Annotated in this window: 1 protein-coding gene (only partly in view); it reads left to right on the top strand. The window is 69.5% G+C overall.

From position 1 onward, the window contains the following. Positions 1–356: 356 nt before the first annotated feature. Positions 357–18,912: the 5' portion of a fibronectin type III domain-containing protein gene (locus ACOGI8_RS00015; RefSeq protein ID WP_419854872.1), read on the top strand. 17,522 nt of this gene lie beyond the right edge of the window; 18,556 of the gene's 36,078 nt are visible here — the first part of the coding sequence; the start codon lies at positions 357–359; its stop codon lies off the right edge, out of view.

The following is an 18,912-nucleotide window of genomic DNA, read 5'->3' as shown; positions in this document are numbered from 1 at the left end:
GCCGATGGTGTCGCAATATCTGTGCTGCTTGGTCGAGACCCGTGTGTCACTGAATGAGGGCCACGCGAATATGGGGATCATGCGGGTGCGAGTAAAGTTGCGCTTTGGGCTGCTGTGGGCCAACCCGGCTCTCGGGGGCTGGCTGCGCGGGCGTGCCGTGATGCGAGGGAGCTGCGCAAGAACATGCAGGACCGCTCCTACATGATTCTCGGCCGAGACAGCCTCATTCGCGGTACCGCTGCGGGGTCACACGTCGCCACCGCGCTCTGGGCGTTCCCCAGCGCCGGTCGCCCGCCTGCTAGCGCTGACCCCCCCCCCCCCCTTCGCGGTCCAACTACGCGGTCGGGTAAGGCGTGATGCGGGTGATCAAGGCCCCGTGCGCCGCGTTCCTGGCCGCGGTGCTGGTGGTCGCCGGGCTTCCCGTTCTCCCGGGGGCAGCGACAGCCGCCGCGGCATCGACGCCCGCCGCGGCCTCGATGACCGTCACCCCCACGTCGCTGGCCGTCGTGGAGGGCGGCGCCAAGGGCACGTACACGGTCGTCATGGACCAGGCGCCGACGGGCGACGTCACCATCTCGGCCACTAGCGGCGCCGACACCAAGGCCACCGTGCTGCCCGCCACCCACACGTTCACCACCGCCAACTGGGACATTCCCCAGACGTTCACCGTCACCGGCGTGGAGGCAGGCGCCAGCACCATCAGCCACGCCGTCACCGCCAGCGCGGCGCCGACGTATCCCACCGACCTGGACATCGACTCGGTAGCGGTCACGGTGGTGCAGCCCAACGACACCTCGTTGAGCGCGCTGTCGGTGACGTCCCCGGACGGGGTGGCGCACCCCCTCACTCCCTCCTTCGACCCCTCGACCCTTGAGTACCAGATCCTCGTGCCGATCGCCGCCCCGGGGGTGCGGATCGCCGCCACCGCCCTCAACCCCAGCGCGTCGGTGGAGGTTTCGTATTTTGGCGGCAAATACCCGTCCGGTGAGTTGCTCACGATTCCAAGCACGCATGGAAGGCAAGAGATCTACGCCTTTGTGAGCGTGACCGCCGCCAACGGCGACAAGACCAGCTACACAATCAAGGCGGACCGGCCTGCCACCGTGGTACGGGACCCGGCGGTCGACCGCGGCGAAGACTCGCTGGCGCTGACGTGGAAGGGGCCGAATTTTGCAAGCACCAACTTCGGCAACGATGTGCACTACCGGGTGCGCTGGCGGGAGAGGACCCCAGACGGCAGCGCCTCGTGGCAGCCCAACGAAGCCCCACAGCGCGTAGAGACGTCCTCGCCCCGCTACACCATCACCGGGCTCACCGCCCTAGTGACTTACGAGGTCGAGGTGTGGGCCCGGACCGCGGCGGGTGACGGCGAGAAGGTCCGGTTGGTGGCGACACCCGGGCCCGTCTCCGACGATTCGACGCTGAGTGCGCTGTCGGTGACCGACCAGAACGGCGAGGCGATTGCGATCTCCCCCTCCTTCGACGCGGCGACGCTCCGGTACCGGGGAAGCGCACCCCTGGGCGTGACCGAGGTGACGGTCACCCTCACCACCAGCGACAAGACCGCCTCGGTGACGGTGGACGGCACAACCGCCTTCAGCGGGGAACCCTCCGCACCGGTGACCCTGGAGGAACTGAAGGCCAAGACCGTCACGGTGGCGGTGGCCGCCTCCGACGGCAGCGGCTCCACCAGCTACGTCATCACGCTCCAGCGGCCTCCCTCGGCGGTGCGCAACCTGGCGGCGACCCCCGGCGTCGATTCGCTGGCACTGTCGTGGGAGGCCCCGCAATTCGCCGGCACCGACACCGCCGGCGCGGGGTACCGGGTGCGCTGGCGGCAGAAGACCGCCGACGGCAGCGCCCCCGCCAAGTGGCAGCCCAGCGACGCCGGACAGAACGTGTCGGGGACCTCCCACACCGTCACCGGCCTCACCGGCTCGGTCGTGCACGAGGTACAGGTGTGGGCCCGGAACTCCGGAGGCGCCGGCGTCAGGAGCCGGGCGGAGGCGACGCCGATCTCGGGCGACTCGACGCTGAGCGCGCCGCCGTCGGTGACCGACCAGGCCGGCAACGCGATCGCGATCGATCTGTTCGCTGTGGTGGACCGCGACGGGAACAGCGTCGCGCAGGACGTCTATCGGGCCAACCCCGAGAACTATGACGTGGCCACCTTCCGCTACGAGGGCTCGGCGGCGCTTGACGTGACCGGGGTGAAGGTGACTGCCACCACCAGCGACAAGACCGCCACGGTGACGGTGGACGGGGAGGCCGCCGCCAGCGGGGTCGCCTCGGAGGTGAAGCTGACCGCGCAGACCAAAAAGACGATCACGGTGGTGGTGACCGCCGCCGGCGGAGGCACCACCAGCTACGTCATAACGCTCCAGCGGCCTCCCTCGGCGCCGCGGGACCTCGCGGCGGCCCCTGCGGTCGGTTCGCTGGCGCTGACGTGGAAGCACCCGACGTTCCTCGGCACCGACTTGCACGGCGCCGCGTACCGGGTGCGCTGGCGGCCCAAGACCCCCGACGACTCCGCCGCGTGGCAGCCCGACGATCGGGGACAGAGGGTGTCGGCGACCTCCACCTCCTACACGATCACCGGTCTCACGGGCTCGGTCGTGCACGAGGTGCAGTTGTGGGCCAGCACCAGCGGAGGCGTCAGCGTGAGGGCCGAGGCGGAGGCGACGCCGATCTCGGGCGACTCGACGCTGAGCGCGCCGCCGTCGGTGACCGACCAGGCCGGCAACGCGATCGCGATCGATCTGTTCGCTGTGGTGGACCGCGACGGGAACAGCGTCGCGCAGGACGTCTATCGGGCCAACCCCGAGAACTATGACGTGGCCACCTTCCGCTACGAGGGCTCGGCGGCGCTTGACGTGACCGGGGTGAAGGTGACTGCCACCACCAGCGACAAGACCGCCACGGTGACGGTGGACGGGGAGGCCGCCGCCAGCGGGGTCGCCTCGGAGGTGAAGCTGACCGCGCAGACCAAAAAGACGATCACGGTGGTGGTGACCGCCGCCGGCGGAGGCACCACCAGCTACGTCATAACGCTCCAGCGGCCTCCCTCGGCGCCGCGGGACCTCGCGGCGGCCCCTGCGGTCGGTTCGCTGGCGCTGACGTGGAAGCACCCGACGTTCCTCGGCACCGACTTGCACGGCGCCGCGTACCGGGTGCGCTGGCGGCCCAAGACCCCCGACGACTCCGCCGCGTGGCAGCCCGACGATCGGGGACAGAGGGTGTCGGCGACCTCCACCTCCTACACGATCACCGGTCTCACGGGCTCGGTCGTGCACGAGGTGCAGTTGTGGGCCAGCACCAGCGGAGGCGTCAGCGTGAGGGCCGAGGCGGAGGCGACGCCGATCTCGGGCGACTCGACGCTGAGCGCGCCGCCGTCGGTGACCGACCAGGCCGGCAACGCGATCGCGATCGATCTGTTCGCGGTGGTGGACCGCGACGGGAACAGCGTCGCGCAGGACGTCTATCGGGCCAACCCCGAGAACTATGACGTGGCCACCTTCCGCTACGAGGGCTCGGCGGCGCTTGACGTGACCGGGGTGAAGGTGACTGCCACCACCAGCGACAAGACCGCCACGGTGACGGTGGACGGGGAGGCCGCCGCCAGCGGGGTCGCCTCGGAGGTGAAGCTGACCGCGCAGACCAAAAAGACGATCACGGTGGTGGTGACCGCCGCCGGCGGAGGCACCACCAGCTACGTCATAACGCTCCAGCGGCCTCCCTCGGCGCCGCGGGACCTCGCGGCGGCCCCTGCGGTCGGTTCGCTGGCGCTGACGTGGAAGCACCCGACGTTCCTCGGCACCGACTTGCACGGCGCCGCGTACCGGGTGCGCTGGCGGCCCAAGACCCCCGACGACTCCGCCGCGTGGCAGCCCGACGATCGGGGACAGAGGGTGTCGGCGACCTCCACCTCCTACACGATCACCGGCCTCACGGGCTCGGTCGTGCACGAGGTGCAGTTGTGGGCCAGCACCAGCGGAGGCGTCAGCGTGAGGGCCGAGGCGGAGGCGACGCCGATCTCGGGCGACTCGACGCTGAGCGCGCCGCCGTCGGTGACCGACCAGGCCGGCAACGCGATCGCGATCGATCTGTTCGCTGTGGTGGACCGCGACGGGAACAGCGTCGCGCAGGACGTCTATCGGGCCAACCCCGAGAACTATGACGTGGCCACCTTCCGCTACGAGGGCTCGGCGGCGCTTGACGTGACCGGGGTGAAGGTGACTGCCACCACCAGCGACAAGACCGCCACGGTGACGGTGGACGGGGAGGCCGCCGCCAGCGGGGTCGCCTCGGAGGTGAAGCTGACCGCGCAGACCAAAAAGACGATCACGGTGGTGGTGACCGCCGCCGGCGGAGGCACCACCAGCTACGTCATAACGCTCCAGCGGCCTCCCTCGGCGCCGCGGGACCTCGCGGCGGCCCCTGCGGTCGGTTCGCTGGCGCTGACGTGGAAGCACCCGACGTTCCTCGGCACCGACTTGCACGGCGCCGCGTACCGGGTGCGCTGGCGGCCCAAGACCCCCGACGACTCCGCCGCGTGGCAGCCCGACGATCGGGGACAGAGGGTGTCGGCGACCTCCACCTCCTACACGATCACCGGCCTCACCAATGCGGTGACCTACCAGGTCCAAGCGTGGGCCCAGAACTCAGGCGGCGTCGGCGAGAAGGTCCAGGTGGAGGCCGCGCCGGTGTCCGACAACGCCACCCTGAGCGTGCTGTCGGTGACCGACCAGGACGACGCGGCGATCGCCATCGAGTTGGCCTCGGTGGTGGAGACCGACAGCACCGAGGTCGCCGCCGCCGCCTACCTGGCCAATCCCGAGAACTATGACGTGGCCACTTTCCGGTACCGGGGCTCGGCGGCGCTGGACGTGACCGGGGCGAAGGTGACCGCCACCACCAGCGACAACACCGCCACGGTGACGGTGGACGGCAGCGCCGCCGTCAGCGGCACGCCCACCGCGCCGATCACCCTGACCGCGCGGACCGAAAAGACGATCCCGGTGGTGGTGACGGCCGCCGCCGGAAACCAGACCACCTACACCATCGAGCTCCACCGGCCCCCCTCGGCGGTGGGCGGCCTGACGGCGACCCCCGCCGTCGACACGGTGGCGCTGAGGTGGACGGCACCGGCATTCGCCGGCACCGACACCACCGACGAGGAGTACCGGGTGCGCTGGCGGCAGAAAACCGACGACGACAGCGCCTCCTGGCAGCCCGCCGATGCCGGACAGCCCGTGGACATAAACGACACCTCCTACACCATCACCGGTCTCACCAGTGCGGTGACCTACCAGGTGCAGATGTGGGCCCACAACGCCGGGGGAACCGGCGAGACGGTGGCGACCGAGACGACGACCCTGTCCACCGACGCCACCCTGAGCGCGCTGTCGGTAACCGACCAGGGCGACGACGCCATCCCCATCGTGCTGCATGAGGTGGTGACAGACGACGACACGGTGGTCCCCGTCGCCACCTACGAGGCCGACCCCGGGAACTATGACGTGGCCACCTTCAGGTACCGGGGCTCGGCGGCGCTGGACGTGACCGGGGTGAAGGTGACCGCCACCACCAGCGACAAGACCGCCACGGTGACGGTGGACGGCAGCACGGCCTCCAGCGGCACCCCCACCGCGCCGGTGACGCTGACCGCGCGGGCCGCCAAGACGATCACGGTGGCGGTGACCGCCGCCGGCGGAGGCACGACCACCTACACCATCAAGCTCGAGCGGCCTCCCTCTGCGGTGCGCGACCTGGCCGTCGTCGCCGGCAACAGCTTGCTGACGCTGACATGGAAGGCACCGGAGTTCGTCGGCACCGACATCGGCGACTCCCGGTACCGGGTGCGCTGGCGGCAGAAGACCGACGACGACAGCGCCCCCTGGCAGCCCGACGACGCCGGACAGGAGGTGCTCCCGACCGCCACCGCCATCACCTACATCGCCGACTCGCTCACCGCCACGGTCACCCACCAGGTGCAGGTGTGGGCCAGCACCCCGGGAGGAGACGGCGAGGCCGTGGCGGTGGAGGCGACGCCGACCGGGACCAATTCCTACGCGGTCGCCGACGTCGCGGTCGCCGAGGGCGACGCGGCGGAGATCACCGTCACCCTCGACCAGCCGGCCCCGACCGGCGGGCTCACCTTCGACGTCGCGGTCTCCCACGCCTCGCCGTCCACCGCCGCGGCGTCCGACGTGGGCGCGGCGCCGGCCACGCTGAAGGTGCCTGAGTACAAGACGAGCGCCGCCCTGACCATCCCGACCGTCGAGGACGAGGTGGACGAGGGCGACGAGACCTTCGAGGTCACCGTCACCCCCGCCACCGGCGTGACCGGCTGGGCCGAGCGGACGGCCGGCGCGGGCACCGCCACCGTCACCATCACCGAGGACGACACCGCGGCGGTGGAGGTCGCCGGGCTCCACGACCTGCCGCAGGGCACCAAGATCACCTACACGGTGCGACTGGGAAGCAAGCCGACCGGGGCGGTGACCGTCACGCCGTCGGACAGCGGCGCAGGCAGCGTGACCTTCTCACCGGCGTCGCACGCCTTCGGCCCCGACGACTGGACCACGCCCAAGACCTTCACGCTCACCGGCACGACCCAGGGCGAGGTCGCCATCGACCACGTCGCCTCCGGGGCCGACCCCACCTACGGGAGCGGCCTGAGCATCGACCGGGTGTCGCTGTCGGTGACCGCTCCGACGCTGTGGTCTGGGGTGTTGACGGTGGGTGGTTACGGTAATCGGGTTAGGTCCGTTTTCCCGCTAAAGGGTTGTTCGGCCGGTTGCGGTGACCGGTTGGACGACAACAGTTTCTCGGTGGGCGGCGTGGACTATGTGTTCACAGGCATCACCGACTACGGCCGCGGGTCGCTGGACAACCTGGGCGTGTCTATCGAGGGCAGGCTCTCTGTCAGCTTCGACAAGGTCCCCAACGAGGCGCTGAAGGGCTACCAGTTCTGTGTGGGCGCGAGGCCTTTCGCGCTGTCGGAGGCCCGGTCGAGGCTCGGCGGCCTGCAGCTCTGGTGGCCCGGCGCTCACTTGGACTGGGCGGACGAGACAGAACTGGGTGCTCCGCTGGACGTGCAGGCCGTCGCCAAGGGCGAGGAGGTCTTGTTGAGCATCAAGGCCTCCTGCGATGTCGGCGCGGGAGAGTCTCTCAGCACGCCGGGGGCGCCGCAGGGGCTGTCGGTCACGTCGGGCGATTCGGAGCTTCGGGTGGACTGGACGGCGCCGTCGGGAACCGGCGTGGCTGTCACCCGTTACGGCGTCCAGCACAAGCCCTCGGGCGACGCCCGCTGGCCCAACGAGGCCACCGCCGTCCCGCTGATCGACGGCACGGACGCGGTGATCAAGGGCCTCGACAACGACGTGGGCTACGACGTGCGGGTACGGGCCTACAACTCGGCAGGACCCGGCCAATGGACCCGCACGGTCAGCGAGACACCCAGAGTCATCGAACTGTGGTCCGCCACACTGACCGTTCAGGGCGTCACAGAAATCGGCTGCGACAGCGACCCTCTCGTGCCCGTCTCGCATCATTGCAGCGAGTTGCTGAGCTCGTCGTCGTTCACGTTCGACGGCCAGACGTACAACTTCGAGTTGCTCGAATACGTGGGCGGGGCAACGAAGGTGCTGTACCTCGAGCTCGATCGCGACATACCGGCCGCTCTGGGCAACGGCTTCCGCCTCTGCGTGGGCGTGGCGGACAGCTATTCGCTGTCGCATGCGCATTCGGTGCCGCAGAGACAGGATGCGCCCGACAGGCAATGGCGAACCACACTGGGCTGGCAGGCGGGCGGCCGGGTGGAGTTGAGCATCAGGTCGTCGTGCCAGTTCTGGTCGGCGACGCTGACGCCCAAGACCCTGGCGTCGGGCCTGGGATGCAACCGCGCCTCGGTCACCGCCGCCAACCGGTGCAGCGCCACCGCGACGCTCACCGACGACGACTTCACCCTGGCCGGACAGACCCACACCATCGACCGGATCGCCCTGGGCTCAGACGGCGCCCTGGCGGTGCGGCTCGGCTCGGACATCCCCGACCAGCTCCGCGCCTACACCCTGTGGGTCGGAGACAACCCTTTCCACTTCTCGACGGCCAAGATCGACCCCAGCACCCCGCACACCGCCACCTGGACCGGAACCGGCCTCACCTGGACAGCAGGCCTCTCCGTCCGACTGATCATGCGACCCTCCGAACCGCTGTGGTCTGGGGTGTTGACGGTGGGTGGTTACGGTAATCGGGTTGCGTCCGTTTTCCCGCTAAAGGGTTGTTCGGCCGGTTGCGGTGACCGGTTGGACGACAACAGTTTCTCGGTGGGCGGCGTGGACTATGTGTTCACAGGCATCACCGACTACGGCCGCGGGTCGCTGGACAACCTGGGCGTGTCTATCGAGGGCAGGCTCTCTGTCAGCTTCGACAAGGTCCCCAACGAGGCGCTGAAGGGCTACCAGTTCTGTGTGGGCGCGAGGCCTTTCGCGCTGTCGGAGGCCCGGTCGAGGCTCGGCGGCCTGCAGCTCTGGTGGCCCGGCGCTCACTTGGACTGGGCGGACGAGACAGAACTGGGTGCTCCGCTGGACGTGCAGGCCGTCGCCAAGGGCGAGGAGGTCTTGTTGAGCATCAAGGCCTCCTGCGATGTCGGCGCGGGAGAGTCTCTCAGCACGCCGGGGGCGCCGCAGGGGCTGTCGGTCACGTCGGGCGATTCGGAGCTTCGGGTGGACTGGACGGCGCCGTCGGGAACCGGCGTGGCTGTCACCCGTTACGGCGTCCAGCACAAGCCCTCGGGCGACGCCCGCTGGCCCAACGAGGCCACCGCCGTCCCGCTGATCGACGGCACGGACGCGGTGATCAAGGGCCTCGACAACGACGTGGGCTACGACGTGCGGGTACGGGCCTACAACTCGGCAGGACCCGGCCAATGGACCCGCACGGTCAGCGAGACACCCAGAGTCATCGAACTGTGGTCCGCCACACTGACCGTCGGCAGATACAACAACATCTACTACGGCTGCGACAACAGTCTGCAGGGTCTCAGTTCGCGCCACTGCACTACGACGCTGACTTCCTCCTCCTTCACGGACGGCGACCAGACATACAACATCGACATCCTGAGAATCCAGAAAACCCCAGGCTTCCTCCTCAGCGATTTGGAGATCGACTTCGATCGTGACGTCAGCGCGAGGCTGGCAGGCCTGAACCTCTGTGTCGGCGTGACGGGCAGGACGGGCAGCTATCCGCTGTCGGTCACACGGGATGACAACTCCAAGAGGCTATGGGTCGGCATCGGCCCGGGCTGGTCGTCGGGCGATCGGGTGGAGCTGAGCATCAGATCATCGTGCCAGTTCTGGTCGGCGACGCTGACGCCCAAGACCCTGGCGTCGGGCCTGGGATGCAGCCGCGCCTCGATCACCGCCGCCAACCGCTGCAGCGCCACGCAAACGCTCACCGACGACGACTTCACCCTGGCCGGACAGACCCACACCATCGACCGGATCGCCCTGGGCTCAGACGGCACCCTGGCGGTGCGACTCGGCTCGGACATCCCCGACCAGCTCCGCGCCTACACCCTGTGGGTCGGAGACGACCCCTTCCACTTCTCGACGGCCAAGATCGACCCCAGCACCCCGCACACCGCCACCTGGACCGGAACCGGCCTCACCTGGACAGCAGGCCGGGCGGTCGCACTGTACCTGCAGCCCGGCCCGCCCCTTCTCTCCGACGTCGTGTTCCCCACGCTCACCGGCACGCGGGAGGTCTCCCTGGACGGGTTCCCGCCCGGCGGAGGGCGGAGCATCACGGCGGGTTCCTCGAGCGACGCGGTGGCGACGGTGACGGTGTCCGACGACCAGTCCGCCCTGACGGTCACGCCCCAGGGGCACGGCACGGCCACGATCACGGTGACGGCGACCTACCGCAACGGCCACCGGACAATCAGCACTTTCGAGGTGAGGGTCAAGACCGCGCCGGTGGTGAAGGCGCGAATAACGCACCTGCGGGGAGTGCTGGGCCAGACGGTCTCCCCCGACATGACCCCCTACTTCGAAGACCCCGACGGCGACCCGCTGACCTTCAGGGCCGTGACCGTACGGATCGACAGGGCCACCTTCCCGACGCCGCCGGACGGCAAGCTCCTCATCACAGGCATCAGCCAAGGTTCCTCCACCATACGGATCACGGCCTCCGACCCCGACGGCAACACGGTCAGCCAGGAGGTCGCCCTGGGCGTGGACGGGTACGTCTCGTGGACCGCCGCCAAGTACCGGGTCGACGAAAACGGCGCCGCCTCCGCCCTGCTGAAGATCAGGAACGAACCCGCCCGGTTTGCGGCGCGCATCGGGATGACCTGGCGCCCAGGCACCGCCACCGGAGGGGGCGTCGACTACACCAAGGGCGGCGCCACGTACACCATCGGCCGCTCGTACTCGGGCGCATTCCCCATCGCCTTCACGCTCGTCGACGACGACCTGGTGGAGAACGACGAGACCTTCACCGTCACTCTCACCGTGCCGAGCGGCCATATCCCCGGGGCCGGCTTCAGCCCGGGCAGCCACACCACCGCCACCGTCACCATCACCGACGACGACGCGGCAGAGGCCAAGATCGCGTTCGGCACCGACGCCGCCTCCACCAGCGCCCACGCGGTGGCGGTGGAGGAGGACGTCAGCACCGGGACGGTGTCGGTGCCGATCACCGTCAGCCACCTGCCGGCTGCCTCCACCACCTTCACGGTGGAAGTGCTGGGCGGGACGGCCACCGAGAACACCGACTACGCCATCGCCACCAAGTCGGTCACCTTCGGCCCCGACGACACGTCCAAGACCAAGAACCTGGAAATCACCATCACCGACGACGAGGACTCGGAGCGGGACGAGACCATCGAGCTGCGGATCGTGGCCGCCGACGCCACCCCCGACGACCTGGGCGACCACTACGACCGTGATGCCTCGGGCTCTCTGGCCACCGTCACCATCGGCAACGACGACGGGGCTGTCAAGACCTTCGCCGTAAGCGACACGGCCGCCGCCGCGGAGGGCGCCGACGCCACGCTGACGATCACCCTGAGCGAGAACGCCCCGACCGGCGGGGTGGAGTTCACGGTCACCGCCGGCTACGCCGGGTCGTCCACCGCGGTGGCCGCCGACGTCGGGTCGATCACCTCCCCGGTCACCGTGGCGGAGAACACCGACAGCCTCGACATCACCATCCCCCTGGTCGACGACCCGGTGGACGAGGACGGCGAGACGTTCACGGTCACCGTCGCCCCGGCCACCGGCGTCACCGGGTGGGTAGCGGAGGGCACGGGCAAGGACCAGGCCACCGTCACCATCACCGACAACGACACGGCGGGCGTCTCGGCGGGCAGCGCCACGTCGGGCAAAGTCGCCTTCAACGTGGCCCGGAGCCGCACCCGCACCTACCCGGTGGTGCTCACCAGCAAGCCCACCGCCGACGTGACGGTCACCCCGGTGAGCGGCACGCCGAACAACGCCACGGTCAGCGGGGCGATGACCTTCACGCTCGACAACTGGAACATCCACCAGCACGTGACGGTCACGGCCCACAGCCGCCCCAACGATCTCGGCACCGCCCTGATCAGCCACTCGGTGTCCAGCACCGACCCCAAGTATCCCGCCGGCATGACCCTGCCCCAAGTGGAGGCGCGCATCGACCGGTTCCCCTACGTCACCCTGCAGAACCCCACCGTCACGGTGACCGAACCCGACGCGGCCGCCACCGCCACCACCCCGGTCCAGGCGTTCATCAGCCGCGACCACCAGCTGTATCCCGCCTTTGCCCTCGGGTTCAGCCTCGGCGCCGGCACCACCGCCACCCACCACCCCACCACCTGCGGACCCGGCGTCGACTTCGTGTTCCCCTTCAGCGCACGAGTCAGCGTCCCCGCCAGATTCTGGGGTCTCTCCCCGGTGGTCAACCTGACCATCTGCGGCGACGACGAACACGAAGACGACGAAGTCATCGTGTTGGAAGTGCTGTCCCAGCCCGCCTCCTACCAGTCGGCCGGGAAGCAGATCATCACCATCACCAACAACGACCGCGCCTCCATGACGGTCACCCCCACCTCGCTGCTGGCAGTCGCCGGCTCGACGGCCGCCTACACGGTCGTGATGGACCACCGACCGGCCGGCGACGTCACCATCTCGGCCACCAGCGACACAACGGCCGCGGCCACCGTGCGGCCCGCCACCCACACCTTCACCCCCCAGAACTGGGACACCGCGCAGACGTTCACCGTCACCGGCGTAGCCGAGGGCACCGCCACTGTCAGCCACGCCGTCACCCACACCGCCGACGCCATCCAGTACCCCACCACCCTCGACATCGACCCGGTGGCCGTGGGGGTCGCGCCGCCCACGTTGTGGTCGGCGACGCTGACGCCGGCGACGTTCCCCGGCGGGGCGCTGGCCTGCGTCGACGGGACTCCCGAGAAGGGGTGCGAACCCGGGGAGCTGCTCACCGACGACGTTGTCACCGTCGGCGCCACCGACTACCCAATCCACACGATTGGTCTGAGAACCGAGGGCAGCTTTGCGGGGAGCTTGCTCATGCGGTTCGACACGACCCTCAGCGATGGCAACCCCGGCCGCCTCGGCGATGATCTCGAGGACCTGGTGCTGCGGATCGACGACAGGATGCTCGCCCTTTCCGACGCCACGCTCGGCGGCGACGTTGTTCTTGACGACCAACTGGTTTGGGCCTCGACGGGCCTCACTTGGGCGGCGGACCGCAAGGTGCTGCTGAGCCTGGTCACGCCGCGGTGGTCGGCGACGCTGACCCCCAGGGACCTGGACGGGGAGGCGGCGGGGTGCGACAACGCCTCGTCCGCCGCGGGCGACGAGTGCAGCGCCGCGGCGACGCTGACCGACGACGACTTCGACCTGGACGGCAAGACGTACGCGATCACTGCCCTGCGGCAGACCCCGGCGCAAGGCGACACGCCCCGCCGGCTGCACGTCCGGCTCGACCCGAGTCCGCCCGACGAGCTGAACAGGTACAGCCTGATGGTGGGCCGCACCGAACTGGACGTCCGCGACGCCCGCCGGGAGGCCGACGGCACCCTGGTGTGGGACGATCCCGCGGTGACGCTCGCCGCCGGCGGGGCCACAACCCTGAGACTGGTGGAAACCGGCCCCGGCGTGAGAGTGAGCCGCACCGCACTGACCCTGGTGGGCGGCGCGGGCTCGAAGGCCACCTACACGCTGGTGCTGAACACCCCTCCGGCGGGCGACGTGGTGATCACGCCCACCAGCAGCGCCGTCGCCGACGCCACCGTGAGCGGGGCGCTGACCTTCACGCCCGCCGACTGGAACAAGCCCCAGACGGTGACCGTCACCGGCGTCTCCGACGGCGCTGCCACCATCACCCACGCCGTCACCCAGACCGCGGATGCCATCCAGTACCCCGTCGGCATCCACATCGACGACGTAGCCGCAAAGGTCTTGAACGGCTACATCTCATTCGAATCGGCCGCCTACAGCGTGCGCGAGAACCGACGCCAGGGCGCTCTCGGCTATCGGGGCTGGCTGTGGTTCGCCTTGAGCCATGCGCCGCCGAGTTTGAGCTACGCCACCTTTGCGTGGCGTGACGGTACGGCGACGGGCGGGGGCGTGGACTACACCAACGGCGCCACCCGTTTCGGCATAGCTCCCAGCGTCAAGAGGTCGGCACTCGCTTTCGCGTTCGTCAACGACGACCTGGTGGAGGACGACGAGACCTTCACCGTCACCGTCACCCCTCCGACCGGCTACGAGCTCGGAGACCACCCCACCGCCACGTTCACCATCGAAGACGACGAGGCGCGCAGCGCCAAGATCGCGTTCGGCACCGATGCCGCCTCGACCAGCGCCCACGCCGTCTCGGTCGACGAGGACGTCAGCGCCGGGACGGTGTCGGTGCCGATCACGGTGAACCACCTGCCGGCCGCCTCCACCACCTTCACGGTGGAGGTTCTCGGCGGGTCGGCCACCGAGGACACCGACTACGCCATCGCCACCAAGTCGGTGACCTTCGGCCCCGACGACACGTCCAAGACCCAGAACCTGGAAATCACCGTCACCGACGACGACGACACGGAGATCGACGAAACCATCCGGCTGCGCATCGTGGCCGCCGACTCGACCCCCGACGACCTGGGCGACCACTACACCCGCCACGCCTCGGGCTCTCTGGCCACCGTCACCATCGACGACGACGACGGCACCCCCAAGACCTTCGCCGTGAGCGCCACGGCTTCGGCTGCGGAGGGCGCCGACGCCACGCTGACGATCACCCTGAGCGAGAACGCCCCGACCGGTGGGGTGGCGTTCAGCGTCACCGCCGGCTACGCCGGGTCGTCCACCGCGGTGGCCGCCGACGTGGGCTCGATCACCAGCCCCGTCACGGTCGCCTCGGGCCAGACCACCGCCACCGTCACCGTGCCGCTGGTCGACGACGACTTGGATGAGGACGGCGAGACGTTCACCATCACCATCGCCCCGGCCTCCGGCGTCACCGGGTGGGTAGTGGCGGGCGAGAGCAAGGACGAGGCCACGGTCACCATCACCGACGACGACGCCGCCGGGGTCACGGTGTCGCAGACGTCGGTGACGCTGACCGAGGCGGCGGGGCCGACGAACACCGCCACCTACACGCTGGTGCTCGACTCCCAGCCCACCCACGATGTGGAGGTCGCCATCTCTTCGGGCGATACGGGTGCGGCCACGGTGGCGCCCGCGTCGCACACGTTCACCCCGACGAACTGGGACGAAGCCGAGACGTTCACCGTCACCGCCGTGTCCGACGACGACGCGGACGACGAGTCGGTCACCATCTCTCATACGGCGACCAGCACCGACAGCGACTACGACGGTGCCTCGATCGGGTCGGTGGCCGTGTCGGTCGACGACGACGACACCGCCGGGGTGTCGGTGTCGGAGACGTCGGTGTCGGTGAACGAGGCGGCAGGGCCGACGAACACCGCTGACTACACGCTGGTGCTCGACACCAGACCGGCGGGGAATGTGGTGGTGTCGGCCACGTCGGACGACACGGACAAGGCGACGGTGGCACCTGCGTCGGTCACGTTCACCCCGACGAACTGGTCGACGGCCGAGACGTTCACCGTCACCGGCGTGGCGGCGGGCACCGCGACCATCAGCCATGCGGTCACTCAGAGCGAAGACACGGGCGGCTATCCGACTTCCACGAGTGTCGAGTCGGTGGCGGTGACGGTGAACCGGGCTCCTCCGATTCCGACAGTCACGTCGGTCACTGCGGGTGCGGCTGACGGTGCTCCCACCCTGACGGTGGTCACTTCCAATCCCGACCCGGCCGTGTGGGATGTGGCCATCCAGATACGCCAGTCGTCGATGGCCTGGCCCGCTCGGGGAACGTCTCATGACCTGCCCGACGGTGTCACCCGCGACACCGACGCCAGCAGCGCCGGCACCGACGTGTTCGCCGGTCTGGTCAAAGGCACGGCCTATGCGGTGCGCGCCCATCTGGTGTCCAAGGGCGCCACCCCGGCCGCGGTGGCCGCCTCGAGCGCCGAGGCGACGGCCACCACCTGGGACGTGCCCGGCGCGCTGTCCGCGCCCACGGTGGCCGCCGGCGCAAGCAAGCTGACCGTCGAGTGGGACGCCCCCGCGGACGCCGGCGGCACGGGCGCGGCGGTCACCGGCTACGACGTGAACTACAAGGAGGCCTCGGCCCCCGACCGCGACGCAGTGCTGTGGGAGGCCACCCTGACCGTGGACCAGCGCGTCACTATTTTCGGCTGCGAGAGCTTCAGCCTCCTGGCCAACTGTGACGTCGCTCTCGACGACGACGAATTCAGCCTGGGCAGCGTGGACTACACAGTCAGAGGCATCTCGCTCAACTCGCAGAGCGGCGAGTTGCAGCTGATCACAGACTCCGATTTCGGTGACCTCGTGGACTATTCGCTGGTCATCGACGGCTCGCGTTTCCCGCTCAACCACGAACTCAGGAACTTCAGCGCCGCGCGTTGGGGGAGCTCCCTGTCGTGGATCGACGGCCAGAAGGTCAAGGTGTCGCTGGTTCGCAGTGATCCCTCCCCGGCCGCCGGCTGGGTGGACGCCGGGCACTCCGGCACCGCCACGACGGCGGAGATCACCGGGCTCACCGACGGCACCGCCTACGACGTGCGGGTGCGGGCCCGCAACGGCATCAGCCCCGGCAGCGCCTGGGCTGCGGGCCAGGGCACGCCTGAGAATCTGGCTGTGCCGGTTGTCGATTCGGTGAGGGTCGGGGCTGCTGGTGGTGGGTTGCCGTTCTTGTTGGTGAGTTACTCCAATCCTGATGCGAGCCGTTACGCGGTGGTGGTTCAGGTGCGCGAGGGATCCGCTGGGTGGGCTGCCCGCGGCGTTGCCGGTGCTGGTGTCGGTTTGGGTCCTGGCAGGACCTATGTCGGCACGGGTTTGAAGAAGGGCACCACCTATGGTGTGCGTGCCCATTTGGTGGTGAAGTCGACGAACTCGGTTGTGGAGGCGTCGAGCGCCGAGACCAGGGTCGTGACCTGGGACGACCCTGGGCCTCCCACTGGTCTGGATGTGGCCGGGGGCGACTCGAAGCTGGTGTTGTCGTGGACGGCGCCCGCTGACACCGGCGGCGTGAGCCTCACCGGCTATGAGGTGGCCTACAAGGCGGACTCGGCGCCTGACCGGGCGTCTCCGGGGCGGGACCCGTCGACGGGCTGGGTGGACGTCGTGCCAAGCCCCGCGACGGCGACTGCGACGATCGGGCGTCTGGTCAACGGCACGTCCTATGACGTGCGGGTCCGCGCCATCAACCCCGTCGGCGCGAGTTCCTGGGTGGCCAGCACGGGCGTTGCCGCGGATCGGACTGATGCGTCGCTGAAGTCGTTGGGTGTGGCTTTGACTGACGCCGGGGGCACGGTTGTTCCCTTGACGCCGCGGCGGTTGACGCTGGGGTCGAGGTTCACGGCCCGTGTCGACGACGACGTCACAGAGGTGAGGGTCTCCGCCACGCCGACCGCTGCGGGAGCGACGGTCACCATCGACGGCACCCCCGGCGCCGCCAAAGTCGTGGCACTCGGCTACGGCGACAACACGGTCACGGTGGTGGTGACCGCTCTTGACGGCACCACTGCCAAGACCTACACGATCGTCGCGAAACGCGCCTACCCAGTGCCGAGGGTCACCTCGGCCGCGGCGGGCGCCCACAGCGACGGCACACCCAAGGCCACCGTGGTCACCTCCAACCCCGACAGCGCCGCGTACACCGTCGTCGTGCAGGTCAAAGAAGCGTCGGCTTCTGCGTGGCCGGCGCGGGCCGCGGCTCACAGCCTGCCCGCGGGCGTGTCGCGTGCGTCGTCGAGCACCGCCGACAGCCACGTGCTCATCGGCCTCGCCAAGGGCACGGCCTATCAGGTGCGGGCCCATCTGGTCACCAATGCCGCCACCCCCGCTGTCATCGACGATTCGTCCTCTGAGAAGGCGTTCACCGCCTGGAATGTTCCCGGCGCTCCGGGCGGCCCCGACACCGCGGCGTGGACGACGACGCTGACCGTCGACGCCGACGGCGCCGACAGGGGCTGCGACAACGCCCCGGGCGGATTGGACGGCTGCGCCGACGCGCTCAGCAGCGACGAGTTCCCCTTCGCCGGCAAGACGCTGGAGGTCGCCGAGCTGTACGTGGACGGCAGCGACCGCCTCAACCTGAGGGTCAACACCGACGGCGACGCCCCCGCGGGCCTGCGAGCCGCCAAGCTGCGCATCGGCGGCACCAACGGCACCAGCTACCCGCTGACAAAAGGCCCCGGCAAGCTCCACACCTGGACCGGCGGCCCGTCATGGACCGACGACCAGACCGTCACGATCGAGTTGCTGGCACCGTCGAGCACCCCGATACTGACCGTCGGCCACACGAAACTGGCTGTCGGCTGGTTCGCGCCCGCAGACCCCGGCGGGCAGGGCGCAACAGTCACCGGCTACGAGGTCCAGTACAAGCAGACCTCGGCCGCCGATCAGGCGGCCGCCACCCCCGCCGACCCGGCCACCGGCTGGGTGGACGCCTCCCATTCGGGCACCGCCACGACAGTCGAGATCACAGGTCTGACGAACGCGGTCGGCTACGACGTGCGGGTCCGGGCCGCCAACGCGGTCGGCAACAGCGTCTGGATCACCGGCTCTGCAACGCCGGCGGACACTCGGCCTGTTCCTGTCGTCAAGTGGGTTCGCGCCGGGGTGTATTCAGACGGGACACCCAAGCTGACCTTCAGCTACTCCAACCCGGACACGAATGTCTACGAGGTGGTATTCCAAGTCAAGAAGAAAGCGGATGCCTGGGGCGCTCGGGGCGTTGATCATGACCTGTTCTTCTTCGGCACCGGTCTGGAGAAGGGAACCGAATATCTGGTCCGCGCCCATCTGGTGGTGAAATCGGGCCGAACAGTGATCCAGGCCTCGAGCAACGAGGTGAGCGTCGTCACCTGGGACGACCCGGGACCTCCGACCGATCTGGACGTGACCGCCGGCGACGCGAAGCTGGCTCTGTCGTGGACCGCGCCGTCCGATGTCGGCGGGCCCGGCGCGTCCTTGACCGGCTACGACGTGGCCTACAAGACCGCCACAGCCCCCGACCAGACCGCCACCGGCGGCGACCCGTCCACCGGCTGGGTGGACGCCGGCCACACCGGCACCGGCACGGCTGCGGAGATCACCGGTCTGACCGCGGGCACTGCTTACGACGTGCGGGTGCGCGCCGCCAACGCCGCAGGCCAAAGCCCCTGGGCGACCGGTTCGGGCACGGTGTTGCCGGTTCCGGTTGTGGATTCGGTGAGGGTGGGGGCGGGTGTCGGCGGGTTGCCGTCTCTTCTGGTGAGTTTCACCAATCCTGATGCGAGCCGTTACGCGGTGGTGC

The sequence above is a fragment of the Candidatus Poriferisodalis sp. genome (assembly GCF_965204195.1).
In the GTDB taxonomy this organism is placed as follows: domain Bacteria; phylum Actinomycetota; class Acidimicrobiia; order Acidimicrobiales; family Poriferisodalaceae; genus Poriferisodalis.
This window is presented reverse-complemented; position numbering and strand designations above follow the sequence as displayed.